Source organism: Pseudomonas simiae, assembly GCF_000934565.1.
GTDB lineage: Bacteria > Pseudomonadota > Gammaproteobacteria > Pseudomonadales > Pseudomonadaceae > Aquipseudomonas > Aquipseudomonas simiae.
In genome coordinates this window covers 5,340,047-5,356,202 of record NZ_CP010896.1, presented here as the reverse complement: position 1 = coordinate 5,356,202, position 16,156 = coordinate 5,340,047, and the positions used below count along the sequence as shown (strand labels likewise).

The following is a 16,156-nucleotide window of genomic DNA, read 5'->3' as shown; positions in this document are numbered from 1 at the left end:
AGGTGAAAGAGAGAATAACGCCAGGCGCCGGTGTGCGAAAGCACTTAAATAGCCTGGCCCCACTCTCGATAACCATGAAGAACTCCTGTGGGAGCTGGCTTGCCTGCGATAGCGGTGGGTCAGTTGGCACATAGGGCACTGATACATCGCTATCGCAGGCAAGCCAGCTCCCACATTTTGATCTTCATCCGGTCCGCGAGATCAGTTGATCAGCGAGCCGCGCAACGAGTGTGGCTGCGCCGCATCGATGTGCACATCGGCAAATTGGCCGATCAGGGTCGGGTTGTCGCAGCGGAAGTTGACGATGCGGTTGTTCTCGGTGCGCCCCTGCAACTCACCCGGGTCTTTCTTCGAGTAATCGGTGACCAGGATGCGCTGGGTCGAGCCGACCATTTGTCGGCTAATCTCGAAACCCTGTTGGTTGAGGCGATGTTGCAGTGCGTTCAACCGCTCCTTTTTCAACGCCTCCGGGGTTTCGTCCAGCAGGTCCGCCGCCGGGGTGCCCGGGCGCTGGCTGTACACAAACGAGTAGGAAAAGTCGAAACCGACGTCTTCGATCAGCTTCATGGTCTGCTGGAAGTCTTTCTCGGTTTCGCCAGGGAAACCGACGATGAAGTCCGAGCTGATGCAGATACCCGGCACCGCCGCGCGCAGTTTGCGCAGTTTGGATTTGTATTCCAGGGCCGTGTGGTTGCGCTTCATGGCCGAGAGGATGCGGTCCGAGCCCGATTGCACCGGCAGATGCAGGTGCTTGACCAGTTCCGGCACTTCGGCGTGGGCCTGGATCAGGCTGTCGGAGAACTCCAGCGGGTGCGAGGTGGTGTAGCGGATGCGTTCGATACCGTCCACGGCGGCGACCACGCGGATCAATTCCGCCAGGTCGGCCAGGCGACCGTCGTGGGTCAAACCGCGGTAGCCATTGACGTTCTGGCCCAGCAAGGTCACTTCACGCACGCCGTTTTCGGCCAGGTGGATGATTTCCGACAGCACGTCGTCAAATGGCCGACTGACTTCTTCGCCACGAGTGTAGGGCACCACACAGAAGGTGCAGTACTTGCTGCAACCTTCCATGACCGATACGTAGGCGCTTGGCCCATCGATGCGCGGCTCGGGCAAGTGGTCGAATTTTTCGATTTCAGGGAATGACACGTCGACCTGCGGCAGCTTGGTGAAGCGTGCGGCGTCGATCATTTCCGGCAGGCGGTGCAGGGTCTGCGGGCCGAAGACCACATCGACATAGGGCGCGCGGTCGCGGATCGCCGCGCCTTCCTGGCTGGCCACGCAACCGCCGACGGCGATCACCATGTCCGGGTTGGCGAGTTTCAATTCACGCCAGCGGCCCAGCTGCGAGTAAACACGGTCCTGGGCCCGCTCGCGGATCGAGCAGGTATTGAGCAGGATCACGTCGGCATCTTCGGCGCGGGCGGTGACTTCCAGGGCCTGGTGTTCGCCCAGCAGATCGACCATGCGCGAGCTGTCGTACTCGTTCATCTGGCAACCGTGGGTTTCGATATAAAGCTTCTTGGCCATGGGAATCGTCAACTGGTGGTAAAGAACCGCGCATTATAGGGGGCATGCCCATTGGTTCCTAGCGTTGTGCATCGGGTGCCATGCTATAGTTCGCGCCCTCTTTTATATCCCCGATGTGTTGTTCGCCCACCATGACCAAACGTGAAGCTCCAATCTATAAGGTGATTTTCCTCAACCAGGGCCAGGTGTTCGAAATGTACGCCAAGCAGATCTATCAAAGTGATCTGTGGGGCTTCCTGGAAGTGGAAGAGTTCGTCTTTGGCGAGCGCACCCAGTTGGTCGTCGATCCGGGCGAAGAGAAGCTCAAGGCTCAATTTGAAGGCGTGGTGCGCAGTTTTGTGCCGATGCATTCGATCGTGCGCATCGATGAAGTCGAGCGCCTGGGTACGCCGAAGATCAGCGAGGCGCGGGGCACCAGCAATGTCATGCCGTTTCCGATGCCGATGCCTGAGAAGTAGGGCTTTAGACCGCGTCGACCCTATTCGCGAGCAAGCCCGCTCCCACACGTGATGAGTTCCAGCTTTGGAATGCAGTCAAATGTGGGAGCGGGCTTGCTCGCGAAGAGGCCCTAAAAAGCATCAAAGACTCAGGGCAGGGGTGAAAAGGGCGAGCGCCCATCGGCACTCTGCAATTCCTGCAGGTAATTGCGGAAAATCTGGCCCAACACCTGGGTGGCGACTTCCAGTTCATCGCGCTGCATGTGCTCGGCGACTTCGTCGGCCGTGTCCAGCGCGTCTTCGGCGCCGTTGACCGCGGCCATTTTCAGCACGATGTACGCCTGCACGTTATTGGCCGGCACGCCTTCGCCTTTGAAGAACATGTTTCCCAGCTCGAATTGCGCCTGGGCGTGACCTTGCAACGAGGCTTTCTCGAAGTAGCTCAAGGCCTTGTTGAGGTCGCGGGCCGGGTTTTTACTGTCGTGGAAGTACTCGCCCAACTCGTATTGCGCCTGCGCATCCCCGCCATCGGCCTGTTTCTGGCACGCGCTCAAGGCTTCGGCCTGGCTGTCTGGCTGGGTATTGAGGGTGCAACGACCCATCGCTGGGATTAACAACGAGTTGCCGCCTGCTTGTGCATGCGCCAGCAGCGGCTGAAGGAGCAACAGGCAGCCCAGAACCAGGGTGCGGCCGGTGCGTTTCATGGGAATCGACTTACCTCTGACGGGGCGCGCGGATCCTCGGGGGATCCAATAAGCGCGCATTATGAAATAAGCAGGCCTCTGCTTACAAAGTCTTTACTCGTTTTTCTGCTGCTTGGGCAAGTTATCTGCCGGATTGCAGGTGATTTCTCTAAAAAACGCGGAAATCTCTGTAAGCAAAGTAGCAAATCAGACACCGTTTGCGCGGTGCCTGATTTTTTCGGCCAATTATTTCAATGCAGCAAAGGCGCGCTCGGCGGCATCGAGGGTCAATTTCAGCTCGGCTTCGCCATGGGCGATCGAGGTGAAGCCGGCTTCGAAAGCGCTTGGCGCCAGGTACACACCGCCTTCCAGCATCAAGTGGAAGAAACGCTTGAACAAATCGGCGTCGCTGCCCATTACGTCATCAAACGTCACGATATCGTCGGCACCGCTGAAATACAGGCCGAACATCCCGCCCGCCTGGGTGGTAACAAAGGGGATGCCGGCGGCATCGGCGCGCTGTTGCAGGCCGTCCAGCAGGCGCGTGGTGTAGTCGGTCAGCTCGGCGTGGAAGCCCGGGCGGCTGATCAGGCGCAGGGTGGTCAGGCCGGCGGCCATGGCCAGCGGGTTACCCGACAAGGTTCCCGCCTGGTACACCGGGCCCAACGGCGCGATGTGTTGCATGATTTCGCGCTTGCCGCCGAAGCAGCCCACCGGCATGCCGCCGCCGATGATCTTGCCGAAAGTGCTCAGGTCCGGCGTGACACCATAGTGAGCCTGGGCGCCGCCGAGCGCGACGCGGAAACCGGTCATCACTTCGTCGAAAATCAGCACCACGCCGTGTTTGTCGCACTGCGCGCGCAGGCCTTCGAGGAAGCCTGGTGCCGGTGGTACGCAGTTCATGTTGCCGGCCACCGGCTCGACGATGATGCACGCCACGTCCTTGCCCACTTCATTGAGCATCTGCTCGACGGCGGCGATGTCGTTGAACGGCAGGGTCAGCGTGTGTTTGGCGAATGCCGCCGGCACACCGGCGGAGCTTGGCACGCCTTGGGTCAGCAGGCCGGAACCGGCTTTCACCAGCAGGCTGTCGGAGTGACCGTGGTAGCAGCCTTCAAACTTGATGATGCTGTCGCGGCCGGTGAAACCACGGGCCAGGCGGATCGCGCTCATGGTGGCTTCGGTGCCGGAACTGACCATACGCACCATTTCCATCGACGGTACGATCGAGCAGACCAGGTCGGCCATCTCGGTTTCCATGGCGGTCGGCGCGCCGTAGGACAGGCCGTGTTCCAGCTGCTTGCGCACCGCATCCAGCACGTCCGGGTGGCTGTGGCCGAGGATCATCGGGCCCCAGGAACCGACATAGTCCACGTAGCGTTTGTCATCTTCGTCGGTGACGTAGGCGCCTTCGGCGTGCTTGAAGAACAGCGGCGTGCCGCCCACGCTCTTGAACGCACGCACGGGGGAGTTCACACCGCCGGGGATGTGTTTCTGGGCATTGGCAAACAGCGTTTCGGAACGGGACATGATCGGGCTCTCTGAAATCAAATCTTAAGAAGGGCGTTGAACGCACGGGCGCGGCGCGTGACTTCCTGGGTGCTGTCGGCGCCAAACAGGCCGTGCACCACCGCCAGCAGGTCGGCGCCATGGGCCACCAAGGGCTCGGCGTTCTCCAGGGTGATGCCACCGATCACGCAGATTGGCAGCTGCAAACGTGTGCGGGCCTGGGCCAGCATCTCCACGGTCGCGGCAGGCGCGCCAGGCTTGGTGTTGGAATTGAAGAAGCGGCCGAAGGCGACATAACTGGCGCCTTCCTTGGCCGCCTGCTCGGCCAGTTCGATCTGGCTGTGGCAGGTGGAACCGATGATCGCCTTGGAGCCGAGCAGGGCCCGGGCCGGGGTCAGCGGGCCGTCGGTCTGGCCCAGGTGCACGCCGACGCCGAGGCGCGCGGCCAGTTCAGCGTCGTCGTTGATGATCAGTTGGGTCTTATAGCGCGAGCACAGCTCCCGCAGCTTTTCCGCTTCACGCAGGCGCCGGGCTTCGTCGCTGCTTTTGTCGCGGTACTGCAGCAGGGTCACGCCACCGTCCAACGCGGCTTCGACGTAGGCGAGGAATTTCCCGGCCAGCAGTTGGCTGTCGGTAATGGCGTAAAGGCCACGTAGTTTCATCGGGCAGGCCTCTTAGTCTTACGAGCAGAAATCCAGCGGCAACCGGCGTGGTACAAACTGGCCCTGGCCAAGTTGTTCGGCATCACGCAGGGTGCGCCAAGTGTAGTTGAGGGCCGATTGCACGGCGCTGACCAAGCCTTCGCCCTGGGCAATCCGACCGGACAACGCGCTGGCCAACGTACAGCCCGAACCGTGATAGCTGCCGGGCAGGCGCTGGCAGGTAAAGGTCTGGCGCGTGCCATCGCGGCTGTAGAGGCGGTTGTGCACTTCGTGCTCGTCGCCATGGCCGCCGGTGATCAGCAGGTGCTTGATGTACGGCAGCAGCTTCTCGGCGCATTCGTCCGCCGTGCCTTCAGGCAGCTCCGCAAGGATGCGCGCTTCCGGCAGGTTGGGCGTGGCGATCAGCGACAGCGGCAGCAACCGCTCGCGCATCGCATAACCGACGTCGTCCTTGCCCAGGCTGCCGCCGCCGCCGGCGCGCAGCACCGGGTCGCACACCACGGGCAGGTGCGGATGCGCCTGCAGCAGTTCGACCACGGTGTCGACCATCGCGGTGGAACCGAGCATGCCCAGCTTGACCGCCGCCACCTCGGAGTCGCCGAGTACAGCATTCGCCTGGGCCAGTACCCACTCGCGGTCGAGCACGCGGAAATCACTGACGTTGACGGTGTTTTGCACGGTCAAGGCGGTAACGGTCGGAGCCGCATGGCAACCCTGGGCGAGCAGGGCTTCGATATCTGCCTGCAAGCCGGCGCCACCACTGGGGTCATGGCCGGAGAGACAGAGGACAACGGGACGAGAGCTGTAGATATTCATGGTGCGCGAGCTTACCACCAAACGCTTTTGGCGGGGCCGTCTGGCGATGGCTGAATTTTGTCACTGCAGTGACGCTTTTTTGGCGGTTTTTTAGACGACAAAAATCGCTGAAAGCATCGATCTAGAGCCTTTCAAAAAATTATTTCAATGGTGTCTAGTGGCCTTTGGCAGCTATGCTAGAGTGGATCCAAACTACTGACTGTATTGCCGGTGTACGTCTTCTCAAAAGGAATGGGGGGCTTTTTTGACATGACCGGACAGGCCACGCTGGGGCTCTATGCGCTATTTGCTGATTTTTTTGTTGAGCGGGCTGCCGCTGTTCGCCAACGCCATCGAGTTCAACCAGAACACGCGAAGCCTGCCGTTGGGCCGAGCCATTCAAGTGCTCGAAGACCCGACCGATGCCCTCACCATCGCGGACGTCAGTGCGCCTTCCGCCACCCCGCAGTTCAAACCCCACGATAAAGACACCCTGAATGCCGGCTACTCGCGCTCGGTGTTCTGGCTCAAGGTCAATTTGCACTACCTGCCGACTCAGGCCGAAGCGCAGCGTACCTGGTTGCTGGAGCTGGCCTACCCGCCGCTCGACCATCTTGACCTGTACTTGCCGGACAGCAGCGGCACCTATCGCCTGGCGGGGCGCACGGGCGATGCGCTGCCGTTTTCCGCGCGTGAGATCCGCCAGAACAACTACCTGTTCAAGGTCGACTTCGCGCCGGGCGAGGCCAAGACCGTCTACCTGCGCCTGCAAAGCGAAGGCTCGATCCAGGCGCCGTTGACGCTCTGGTCCAGCACCGCCTACCTGGAGCAACAGCCGCTGCGCCTGTATGTGCTGGGCCTGATCTATGGCGTGCTGCTGGGGATGCTGGTCTACAACTTGTTCATCTACCTCAGCGTGCGCGACACCAGCTACCTCTATTACATCTTCTATATCGCCTCGTTTGGCATGTATCAGCTGTCGGTCAACGGCGCGGCGGTGGAGTATTTCTGGCCGAACAACCCCTGGTGGGCGAATGCCGCGACGCCGTTTCTGATTGGCTCGGCGGCGTTGTTTGGCAGCCTGTTTGCGCGCAGCTTTTTGCACACGGCCCAGCACAGTCGCTGGATCAACCGGCTGCTGCTGGCGCTGGTGGCCTGTGGCGGTGTGGTGATGCTGTTGTCATTGATGACCAGCTACGCCCTGGCGCTGCGCCTGGCTACCGGCTTGGCGCTGGTGTTTACCGTGACCATCTTCGTCGCCGCCATTAAGGCCTGGTACTGCGGGCAGCGGGTGGCGCGCTATTTCATCATCGCCTGGTCGGCGTTCCTGTTGGGCGGGGTGGTGAATACGTTGATGGTGCTGGGTTACTTGCCCAACGTATTCCTGACCATGTACGCCAGCCAGATCGGCTCGGCGATTGAAGTGGCGTTGCTGTCCCTGGCTCTGGCCGACCGCATCAATTCCATGCGCGAGCAACAGGCGCAGATCCTCTTCGATGCCAGCCAGAAACTCGAAGTGCTCAACCAGCAGTTGGCCCGCAGTAATCGGCTCAAGGATGAATTCCTCGCCACCCTGACCCACGAACTGCGAACGCCCATGAACGGCGTGATCGGCTCCCTCGAACTGATGCAGACCGTGCCCCTGGATGCGGACCTGGCGCAATACCATCAAACCGCCGCCGGTTCGGCGCGGGACATGATGCGCATGGTCAACGGCATCCTCACCCTCACCGAGCTGCAGGCTGGTCGCCTGAGTGCCCAGCCCCAGGTATTCAGCCTGCGCGGTACGCTCGACACCTTGCGCCAGCAATTCACCGCCAACGCCCAGAGTAAAGGCCTGGCGTTTTCCATCGACGTGGCGGACGAGTTGCCGGACCGCGTACTGGGTGACGCCGACAAACTGCTGCAGAGCCTGGATTGCCTGCTGGACAACGCCTTCAAATTTACCCACGAAGGCTCGGTGCGCCTGCGTGTGGTGGGTGTGCCCCAGAGTGACGGCGGTCTGCGTTTGAGCTTTATCGTTACCGACACCGGTATCGGCTTTGCTTTCCTCGACGAGGCGACCCTGTACCAGCGTTTCTTCCAGCTGGATGGCTCCACCACCCGCGAGTATGGCGGCCTGGGTATCGGCTTGGCGATCTGTCGGCAACTGATCGAGTTGCTGGGCGGGCGTCTCACCCATCATTCCGAGCCGCGCAAAGGCAGTCGCTTTCAGCTGGAACTGGAAGTCAGCCCGGTAGCGTCAGACTCCAAGCCAGCGCCGGATCGGCAACGCGCGCCGCAGGAGTGTTCGGTGTTGTTGGTGGATGACAACAGCGTCGGCCAATTGGTCGTGCGCGGCATGCTGCTCAAGCTCGGTTACCGGGTAAAAACCGTGGACACGGGCCCGAACGCGTTGGCGGCTTTGCAAGCGGGGGATTTCGACGCCGTACTGTTGGATATTCCCGAAGGGGGTTTTTCGTTGTGCTGTCAGATCCGTGCACTGCCGGGCTGCGGCGAGTTGCCGGTAATCGCCCTGAGTACGTCGCTGAATGTGTCGGAGCGAGAGCGCTGTCATGGCATCGGCGTCTCTGAGCATCTGGTCAAACCTGTGCGTTTCGAGGCCTTGCAGGCGGTGTTGGAGCGTCGGTTGTTGTGTCCGGCAGAGGGTGAAAGCGCCGCGTATTCGGCGGGTATGCCACTTTTTTAAGCGTCGTAGCAGTGCTTAACTGAAAAAACCGGCCTCAATCGACGGGCACCGTGCAGGAGCGAGCTTCGATCGAAATGGGCCTTTTTCCAGGAGGCCCGTCATGAACCTGCATCAGTTTGCCGAAACCCACGACGTCACCAACCAGCCACCGTCCCTGGACGGCACCAACCTGTACCGTATCGATGTGCCCCTGCAGGAATGGTCGCGCCGCTTTGGTGCCGGCTGGGCGCAAGCGCGCATCGATGCCTATGGTGCGCTGGCCGGCGGGCCGCTGATGGAAGCCGGGTTCCTGGCGAATCAAAACAAACCGGTGTTCAGCAGCCATGATCGTTATGGTCATCGCATCGACCTGGTGGAGTTTCACCCGGCTTACCACGAATTGATGCGCACGGCCGTCGAACACGGTTTGCCTTCGCTGCCTTGGGCGCATCCGCAGTCCGGCGCCCATGTGGCCCGCGCCGCCATGACCTACCTGCACAGCCAGGCCGAAGCCGGCACCGGCTGCCCGCTGACCATGACGTTCGCCTGCGTACCGGCCCTGCGCCTGCAACCTGATCTGGCCGAGACCTGGCTGCCGAAAATCCTCACTACCCAATACGACCCGCGCAATGTCGGCATCGCCCACAAGGCTGGCGCCACGCTCGGCATGGCCATGACCGAGAAGCAGGGCGGCACCGACGTGCGCGCCAACACCACCCGCGCTTACCCCGTGGGCGCCGGTGGGCCGGGGCAAGCCTATGAACTGGTGGGCCACAAGTGGTTCTGCTCGGCACCGATGTGCGATGCCTTCCTGACGCTGGCGCAAACCGACAAGGGCCTGAGCTGTTTCCTGCTGCCCCGGCACCGCCCGGATGACACGCGCAACGAGTTCTACATCCAGCGCCTGAAAAACAAGCTCGGCAACTGCTCCAACGCCTCCAGCGAGGTGGAGTTCCGTGGTGCCCTGGCCTGGATGATTGGCGAAGAAGGTCGTGGCGTGCCGACCATTATCGAGATGGTCGCCATGACCCGCTTCGATTGCATGGTCGGCTCCAGCGCGTTGATGCGCCAGGCGCTGACCCAGGCCAGCCATCATTGTGCCCATCGTTCGGTGGGCGGCCGTGTACTCAGCGAACAGCCCTTGATGCAAAATGTGTTGGCGGACCTGGCGCTGGAAAGCGAGTCCGCTCTGGCCTTGAGCCTGCGCATGGGCCGGGCGCTGGACCATTTGGGGGATGAGCAGGAAGCCAAGTTCGCCCGGCTGGTGACGGCGGTGGGCAAGTATTGGATCTGCAAGCGTGCCCCGGCCATGATCAACGAAGCCGCCGAGTGCATGGGCGGTGCCGGGTATGTCGAGGACAGCATCCTGCCGCGCCTGTACCGTGAGGCACCGGTGAATTCGACGTGGGAAGGTTCCGGCAACGTGCAATGCCTGGACGTGCTGCGCGCATTGTCGAAAGAACCCGGCGTACTGGAAGCGCTGTTTGTCGAGTTGGGTGATGGGCATGGCGACCGGTTGCTGGCGCGGCATATCGAGCAGCTGAAAACGGCGTTCATGGACACCCAGGATATCCAGTACCGCGCTCGGCAACTCACCGAAGATATCGCAGTGGCGTTGCAGGCCAAGCTGTTACTGGAAGCCGGCAATGCGGCGGTCAGCGATGGGTTTATCGCCAGTCGATTGGGCGAATCGTCCGGTCGGGTGTATGGCACCTTGCCGCGCGGTGTGGCGGTGGAGGCCATTGTGGCTCGCTCAACCCCGCAATCCCTCTGACTGAGCACGGTCCAAATGTGGGAGCTGACCCACCGCCCTCGCGGGCAAGCCCGGCTCCCACATTGATCGCATTCCAGCTGAGATAAGGGCAAGATAAAGGCCTGCACGTCAGAACACAGGATGCTTACCGTGACCGAAGCTTTTGTTGTCGTTCAAACCGCCGAAGAAGCCGTGGATCGGCTGGCGGCCCTGCATGAGCGTGCCACCGGTGCGCTCAATCAGGCCCTCAAGCAATACCTCAAGGACCGCGTCGAGCCCGACGCCGAACAACGTGCGCTGTTTCGCTATCCGGAACTGCGCCTGACCTACCACTGCCACGGCGAAGTCCCACAGACCACCCGGGCGTATGCCAAGGTTCAGCTGCCGGGGACCTACAGCGTTACCGTCACCCATCCTGCGGCGTTCCGTAAATACCTGCTGGAGCAACTGGTGCCGCTGATGCACGACTTCACCGTGACGGTGGAAGTCGGTGTCAGCCAGCAGAATATCCCGTATCCCTACGTGGTGGAGCAGGGCGATGAACTGGCTGGCTCCGGCGTGACCGCGGCGACCCTGGCTCGCGTATTCCCGAGCACCGACCTGTCGGCCGCCACCGATGGCATCGCCGATGGCCTGTATGACTGGGAAAACACCGATCCGCTCCCTCTGGCGCTGTTCGATGCGGCACGCGTGGACTTTTCCCTGCGCCGCCTGGTGCACTACACCGGCAGCGACTGGCGCCATGTGCAGCCGTGGATCCTGCTGACCAACTACCACCGTTATGTCGACCAGTTCATCCTGCATGGTCTGGAGCAACTGCGCAGCGATCCGCGTTTTATCCGGATGGTGTTGCCGGGCAACGTGGTGATCGACAAGAGCATGGACCACGGCGAAGCCTCCGCCATTGCCGCAGGCGTGGTGTGGCACCGCTACCAGATGCCGGCCTACCACCTGCAGGCGGCCGACGGCCACGGCGTGACCCTGGTGAACATTGGCGTTGGCCCTTCCAACGCGAAGAACATCACCGACCACCTGGCTGTGCTGCGTCCACATTGCTGGCTGATGATCGGCCACTGCGGCGGCTTGCGCCAATCCCAGACCATTGGCGATTACGTGCTGGCCCACGCTTACATGCGCCGCGACGGGATTCTCGACCGCGTAGTGCCGCCGAACATCCCGATCCCGGCCCTGGCCGAAGTGCAGATGGCCTTGCAGCAAGCGGCGGCCAACGTCACCGGCGAAAAGGGTGAAGAGCTGAAAAAACGCCTGCGCACCGGCACCGTGCTGACCTACGACGACCGCAACTGGGAACTGCGCTGGGCTCAGGAACGGCCGCTGATCAACCTGTCCCGCGCCGTGGCCGTGGACATGGAAAGTGGCACCATCGCCGCCCAGGGTTATCGCCTGCGGGTGCCATACGGCACTTTGCTGTGCGTATCGGACAAGCCGCTGCACAGCGAAATCAAGCTGCCAGGTTCAGCCAACGCCTTCTATGAGCGCGCGGTGAGCCAGCACTTGAAGATCGGCATCGAGGCGGTGGATTTGCTGCGCACCGAACTCAACTCGCTGCACTCGCGCAAACTGCGCAGCTTCGACGAGCCGCCGTTCCGCTAAGCGGTTGGGATGGTCATTTAACGGTCAGGCCACTAGCATTGTCGGTCCTGACCGTTAGATGTTCCTTTGCCATGTCGCGTCCCACCCGTCCCGATTCTCGCCGCCCCGGCGTGAAACCTCCGTATTCCGCAGCGCGGCGTGTCGCCAAGGCGCCACCGGCCGAGCCGAAATTGATCCTGTTCAATAAACCCTTTGACGTACTGACCCAGTTCAGCGACGAAGGCGGGCGTGCGACCCTCAAGGATTTCATCGCCATCCCCGGCATCTATCCGGCGGGCCGCCTGGACCGTGACAGCGAAGGCCTGTTGCTGCTGACCAACGATGGCCAGTTGCAGGCGCGCATTGCCGACCCCAAGCACAAGCTGGCGAAAACCTACTGGGTGCAGGTGGAAGGCGAACCGACGGAAGAGCAACTGCAACGCCTGCGCGATGGTGTCGAGTTGAATGACGGCAAGACGTTGCCTGCCCAAGCGCGGCAGTTGGATGAGCCCCAGTTATGGCCGCGCAACCCGCCTGTGCGCTTTCGCAAAAACATACCGACTTACTGGCTTGAATTGGTGATTCGCGAGGGACGTAACCGCCAGGTACGGCGCATGACCGCCGCCGTGGGGTTGCCCACCTTGCGCCTGGTGCGCGTGCGCATTGGCGATTGGACGATCGACGGCCTGGATCAAGGCCAGTGGAAGGAAGTGCCGGCGCGCTTATAAGGCGCCGGACTCGATCAGGCCGATCACCACGCTCTTGATGATGAACGCGGCCACGCCCAGGCCCAAGACGAAGAACAGGATGAAAGAGCCAAAGCGCCCGGCTTTGGACTTCTTCGCCAGGTCCCAGACGATAAAGCCCATGAAAATGATCAGCAGGGTGACCAGACCGGTCATCATCCATTCTTCAAACAGGGCGGGGTCGATGTTGTTCATTAGGGCGTTCCAGCAGGGCAGGCGGGCAGTATACGGCAGCGTTACAGACGCAACATTGACCTGGATCGAAGTGCGTCCAACTGTGAGAGCGGGTTTGCTCGCGAATGCGGTGGGTCAGTCACCTATTCATCAACTGACAGACCGCATTCGCGAGCAAGCCCGCTCCCACAGGGGATCTACAGTGTTCTTGAAATCAGGTGCGCAGGTGAGTCAGCGGCAATTCGGTGCTGTTAAGCACCTGGTTCAGCACAAAGCTTGACCGCACACTGGTCACCCCTTCAATGCGGGTCAGATGCCCCAGCAGCAACTTCTGGTAGTGATCCATGTCCGGCACCACCACTTTCAACTGATAGTCCGCGTCCATCCCGGTGACCAAACTGCATTCCAGCACTTGGGGCAGGGTGCGGATCGCCGCTTCAAAGTTCTCGAAACGCTCCGGGGTGTGGCGGTCCATGCCGATCAGCACATAGGCGGTGAGGCTCAGGCCGAGCATCTTGCGGTCGAGTAACGCGACCTGGCGAGCGATGTAGCCATCGTCTTCCAACTGCTTGACCCGGCGCGAGCACGGCGACGGCGACAAGCCGATGCGTTCGGCCAACTCCTGGTTGGAGATCCTCGCATCACGTTGCAATTCCGCCAAAATACTCAGGTCGTATCGGTCAAGCTTGCTCATTGGGTTAGCCTTTGTCGTAACTATTGCGGCGAATTATCCATGAAGGGTTAAAAATTGCGCAAGCACTGTTTATTGACGCAATCTTCGCAATCATCTGCCGGGCGCTGACGGGTATCTTTATCAACAGAATCACCGCCTGGACAACAGTCCACTTGCAGCGAGCCCAATCAGGTCCGCTGCGGCCGCCACCCCAGCAGGGTTGAGCCGGCCTCCAGGCTGCACACTGTCCACAAGACGGCGTGAGGTGAGCCAACGCCAAAAGCGTTGAGCCAGGACGAAATTCTCAAGGGGTGGCCGACGGGTCACCCCTTTTCTTTTGCCTGCTGATAACCTGTCCGCGAACCGGGCCTGGCTTTTCCAGTCTCATGGACAGGCCCTAATCCGCAGTGAGGAATAGCATGAAGCGCATCTGGCGTATGGCAGGTGTAGGTTTGCTGATGGTCACCGTTGGCGCCCAGGCAGTGGCCGAGGAGCGTGACAACGGGCCGCGCGGTGACGGCGGTGGACAGCACGAAAGAGGGCCGGAGGGCGGACGGCCAGGGGGAAATGAACAGCCGCGGCCGCAGAATAACCCCTCGCGTCCACAGAACAACCAGCCTCGGCCGGAAAACAATCAGCCACGCCCGCAGAATCAGCATTTTGATCGAGGTGGCCAGAACAGTGGCGGCCAATGGCAGGGGCACCCCCAAGGTAACGAGCAGGGGCGGCCGCAGCCACAACCACAACCCTCGAATAACCTGCCGATCCAGAGTCGCCCCGACACCGTGCGCCAGACCCAGGAACCGCGCCAGGGCTACTACCGCGACATCCCTCGACGCAATGACGGCAACCCGCACTGGGAAGCCGGCGGCCCGGGCTCGCGTCCTGGCGACAACCGCTGGCCCGGTCGTCCCGACGGCCATGGCAACGGCTGGGGCCCAGGCCCGCAACATCGCCCCGGCTACGTGATCGACCGCTTCCCCGACCGCAATTACCGCGTGCCTTACCGTGGCCAGGATTACTTCTACTCCGGCGGCTATTGGTACCGTCCACAAGGCCCGCGCTATGTGGTGGTGACGCCGCCTTACGGCATCCGCGTGCATTACCTGCCGGACTACGCCCGTGAAGTGTGGGTGGGCGGCGCGCTGTTCTTCCTCGCCGCCGGCGCCTATTACACCTACGAAAGCAGCTCCCAGCAGTATGTGGTGGTGCAACCGCCAGCCGCCGTGCCTGCACCGCCGCCCGCGCCGCAAGGCAATGGCTATGACGTGGTGGCGTATCCGGCCAACGGCCAGTCACCGGCGCAGGTACAACAGGACGGTTATGACTGTTATCGCTGGGCCGTTCAGCAGAGCGGCTTCGACCCGCAGCAAGTCACCTACGCCCCCGACCCGGCGGTGGTACAAACCTACCGCCAGGCGCAGGGCAACTGCCTGAGCAGCCGGGGTTATCAGGTGCAGTACTAGGTTTTATTGCCCGTGACCACTTCCCGCGGGTCGGCGTGCACCAGTACTTCGGCACGCGGGTAAGCCTTGTGAATGGCATCGGCGGCCTGGTCGCTGATGCCATGGGCCACTGACAGCGTCAATTCCCCCGGCAATTCCAGGTGCAGCTGCACAAACCAATGGCTGCCGGAAATCCGCGTGCGCAAATCATGCGCACCCAATACGCCCGGTACGCCACGGGCCAGTTCCAGCATGTGCTGGCTGACGTCCGGCGGCAGTTCCTCATCCATCAACACCGCGAAGCTTTCCCGGGCGATCTGGATCGCGCTCCACAAGATGTAGGCGGCAATCCCCAGGCCGAACCAGGCGTCCACCTGATGGTAGCCAAAACCTGCCACCACCAGCGCCACCAGGATGCTGCCGTTGAGCATCAGGTCCGAGCGGTAGTGCAGTGAGTCCGCGCGCACGGCGTTGGAGCCGGTTTCACGGATCACCCGGTGCTGCAGCATCAATAAGGCTACTGTCAGCACCAGGGAAAACACGATCACACCAATGCTCAACCACGGCGCGCCCACAGGTTCCGGGTGTTGCAAGCGCTCGTAGGCCTGGAGCGCGATCAACACCGCACTGCCGCCGATAAACAGCGCCTGTGCCATGCCTGCCAGCGATTCGGCCTTGCCATGCCCATAACGGTGATCGTCATCGGCCGGGCGCAGCGCGTAATGCACCGCGAGCAGGTTCAGCAGTGAGGTCACGCCGTCCAGCAGCGAGTCGGTCAACCCGGCGAGCATGCTCACCGAGCCGCTGAACCACCAGGCGATGGACTTGGTGATAATCAACGCACAGGCCACACCCACCGAAGCGCGAGTGGCCAGGCGCAAGAGCCTGGCGTGTTCGGGACTGCTGGTCATAGGCGGGTCGAATCCTTAGGCAGCGGGTTGCAGGCCCAGGCTGGCGAGCTGTTGTACGCTGCCCTTGAACTGGATCATTCGCGGGTCGTCCAGCGGCAGGCTGCGGCCGGTTTCTTTCTGGATGATGCTTTGCAGCTTGGCGTTGTCGACCTTGCCGTCGGCGCCAATGGCTTCGTGGAGTTTTTGCGGATCGACCTGGGCGGTCTTGCCCGGTTCGAAGTAGATAGCGCCAGTGGCGAAGTCCACGCCGAACGCGATCAGGCCGGGGATCACATAGAACAGCAGGCCCACCGCATCGAGCACGGCAATGGTCGGGTCGATCTTGCCGTCGATCTGGCCACGGCGGTCCGGGTAGAAGATCGAACCGCAGGCCGTCAATTGGCTCAGCAGGGTGACGGCGAGGACACCGCCAATGACACGGGAAGCGATACGCATAACATTCTCCTGAACACGATTGATACGGGACTATATGACAATACTGCCGAGCAACACCGCTCTAATGTGGGGGCTGGCTTGCCTGCGATGGCACCCCCTCGGCTTATTTGAAAGACCGAGTTGTCAGTATCGCAGGCAAGCC

The 16,156-nt window shown here is 61.6% G+C and carries 15 protein-coding genes; 6 read left to right on the top strand and 9 right to left on the bottom strand.

What is annotated here, in order from left to right; genetic code table 11:
- Positions 1-201: 201 nt before the first annotated feature.
- Positions 202-1,530, bottom strand: a complete 1,329-nt coding sequence (miaB, locus tag PF1751_RS24335; protein WP_021492966.1) for a tRNA (N6-isopentenyl adenosine(37)-C2)-methylthiotransferase MiaB — start codon at positions 1,528-1,530, stop codon at positions 202-204.
- A 131-nt stretch (positions 1,531-1,661) separates the two neighbouring features.
- On the opposite strand from miaB, the gene PF1751_RS24330 reads away from it, so the two are divergent.
- Positions 1,662-1,988 carry a DUF1820 family protein gene (locus tag PF1751_RS24330; protein ID WP_003194436.1) on the top strand — a complete coding sequence of 109 codons (327 nt, stop codon included), beginning with the start codon at positions 1,662-1,664 and terminating at the stop codon, positions 1,986-1,988.
- A 128-nt stretch (positions 1,989-2,116) separates the two neighbouring features.
- Here the strand turns inward: PF1751_RS24330 and PF1751_RS24325 are convergent, their stop codons facing one another.
- The 4 genes from PF1751_RS24325 to PF1751_RS24310 form a co-directional block, all read right to left on the bottom strand.
- Positions 2,117-2,671 carry a tetratricopeptide repeat protein gene (locus tag PF1751_RS24325; protein ID WP_010206766.1) on the bottom strand — a complete coding sequence of 185 codons (555 nt, stop codon included), beginning with the start codon at positions 2,669-2,671 and terminating at the stop codon, positions 2,117-2,119.
- Positions 2,672-2,896: 225 nt separating this feature from the next.
- Complete coding sequence (gene hemL / locus PF1751_RS24320) at positions 2,897-4,180, bottom strand: glutamate-1-semialdehyde 2,1-aminomutase (RefSeq protein WP_010206765.1); 1,284 nt, start codon at positions 4,178-4,180, stop codon at positions 2,897-2,899.
- A gap of 17 nt (positions 4,181-4,197) precedes the next feature.
- Positions 4,198-4,821, bottom strand: a complete 624-nt coding sequence (thiE, locus tag PF1751_RS24315) for a thiamine phosphate synthase (RefSeq protein WP_010206764.1) — start codon at positions 4,819-4,821, stop codon at positions 4,198-4,200.
- An 18-nt stretch (positions 4,822-4,839) separates the two neighbouring features.
- Complete coding sequence (locus PF1751_RS24310) at positions 4,840-5,637, bottom strand: hydroxymethylpyrimidine/phosphomethylpyrimidine kinase (protein WP_021492965.1); 798 nt, start codon at positions 5,635-5,637, stop codon at positions 4,840-4,842.
- Positions 5,638-5,914: 277 nt separating this feature from the next.
- Here PF1751_RS24310 and PF1751_RS24305 point away from each other — a divergent pair, with 277 nt between their 5' ends.
- From PF1751_RS24305 to PF1751_RS24290, 4 genes are all read left to right on the top strand, one after another.
- A complete protein-coding gene (locus PF1751_RS24305; RefSeq protein ID WP_044287936.1) occupies positions 5,915-8,305 on the top strand; it encodes a hybrid sensor histidine kinase/response regulator in 2,391 nt (796 codons plus the stop codon).
- Between the two features lie 100 nt (positions 8,306-8,405).
- The gene (locus PF1751_RS24300; RefSeq protein ID WP_010206761.1) at positions 8,406-10,058 is read left to right on the top strand and encodes an acyl-CoA dehydrogenase family protein; all 1,653 of its coding nucleotides are present in this window, start codon (positions 8,406-8,408) and stop codon (positions 10,056-10,058) included.
- 120 nt (positions 10,059-10,178) lie between these two features.
- Positions 10,179-11,651, top strand: a complete 1,473-nt coding sequence (gene amn, locus PF1751_RS24295) for an AMP nucleosidase (RefSeq protein WP_162098509.1) — start codon at positions 10,179-10,181, stop codon at positions 11,649-11,651.
- A gap of 71 nt (positions 11,652-11,722) precedes the next feature.
- Positions 11,723-12,358, top strand: coding sequence for a pseudouridine synthase (locus PF1751_RS24290; protein WP_044287935.1), 636 nt, complete (start codon positions 11,723-11,725; stop codon positions 12,356-12,358).
- On the opposite strand, the gene PF1751_RS24285 is transcribed toward PF1751_RS24290, so the two are convergent.
- Together PF1751_RS24285 and PF1751_RS24280 are read right to left on the bottom strand one after the other, a co-directional pair.
- Positions 12,353-12,562 (bottom strand): DUF2788 domain-containing protein, encoded by a 210-nt coding sequence (locus PF1751_RS24285; RefSeq protein WP_025858220.1) that lies wholly within the window; start codon positions 12,560-12,562, stop codon positions 12,353-12,355. The two genes, PF1751_RS24290 and PF1751_RS24285, sit on opposite strands and share 6 nt — an antisense overlap.
- Positions 12,563-12,764: 202 nt before the next feature.
- Positions 12,765-13,244 carry an Lrp/AsnC family transcriptional regulator gene (locus PF1751_RS24280; protein ID WP_003194418.1) on the bottom strand — a complete coding sequence of 160 codons (480 nt, stop codon included), beginning with the start codon at positions 13,242-13,244 and terminating at the stop codon, positions 12,765-12,767.
- A 398-nt stretch (positions 13,245-13,642) separates the two neighbouring features.
- Between PF1751_RS24280 and PF1751_RS24275 the strand changes: the two genes are divergently transcribed.
- Positions 13,643-14,689, top strand: a complete 1,047-nt coding sequence (locus PF1751_RS24275; RefSeq protein WP_044287933.1) for a DUF6515 family protein — start codon at positions 13,643-13,645, stop codon at positions 14,687-14,689.
- On the opposite strand, the gene PF1751_RS24270 is transcribed toward PF1751_RS24275, so the two are convergent.
- Positions 14,686-15,579: a cation diffusion facilitator family transporter gene (locus PF1751_RS24270; protein ID WP_010206752.1), complete on the bottom strand. Its 894-nt coding sequence runs from the start codon at positions 15,577-15,579 to the stop codon at positions 14,686-14,688. The genes PF1751_RS24275 and PF1751_RS24270 overlap by 4 nt on opposite strands.
- Before the next feature lie 15 nt (positions 15,580-15,594).
- Positions 15,595-16,014 carry a hypothetical protein gene (locus PF1751_RS24265; protein WP_010206751.1) on the bottom strand — a complete coding sequence of 140 codons (420 nt, stop codon included), beginning with the start codon at positions 16,012-16,014 and terminating at the stop codon, positions 15,595-15,597.
- Between the last annotated feature and the right edge of the window lie 142 nt (positions 16,015-16,156).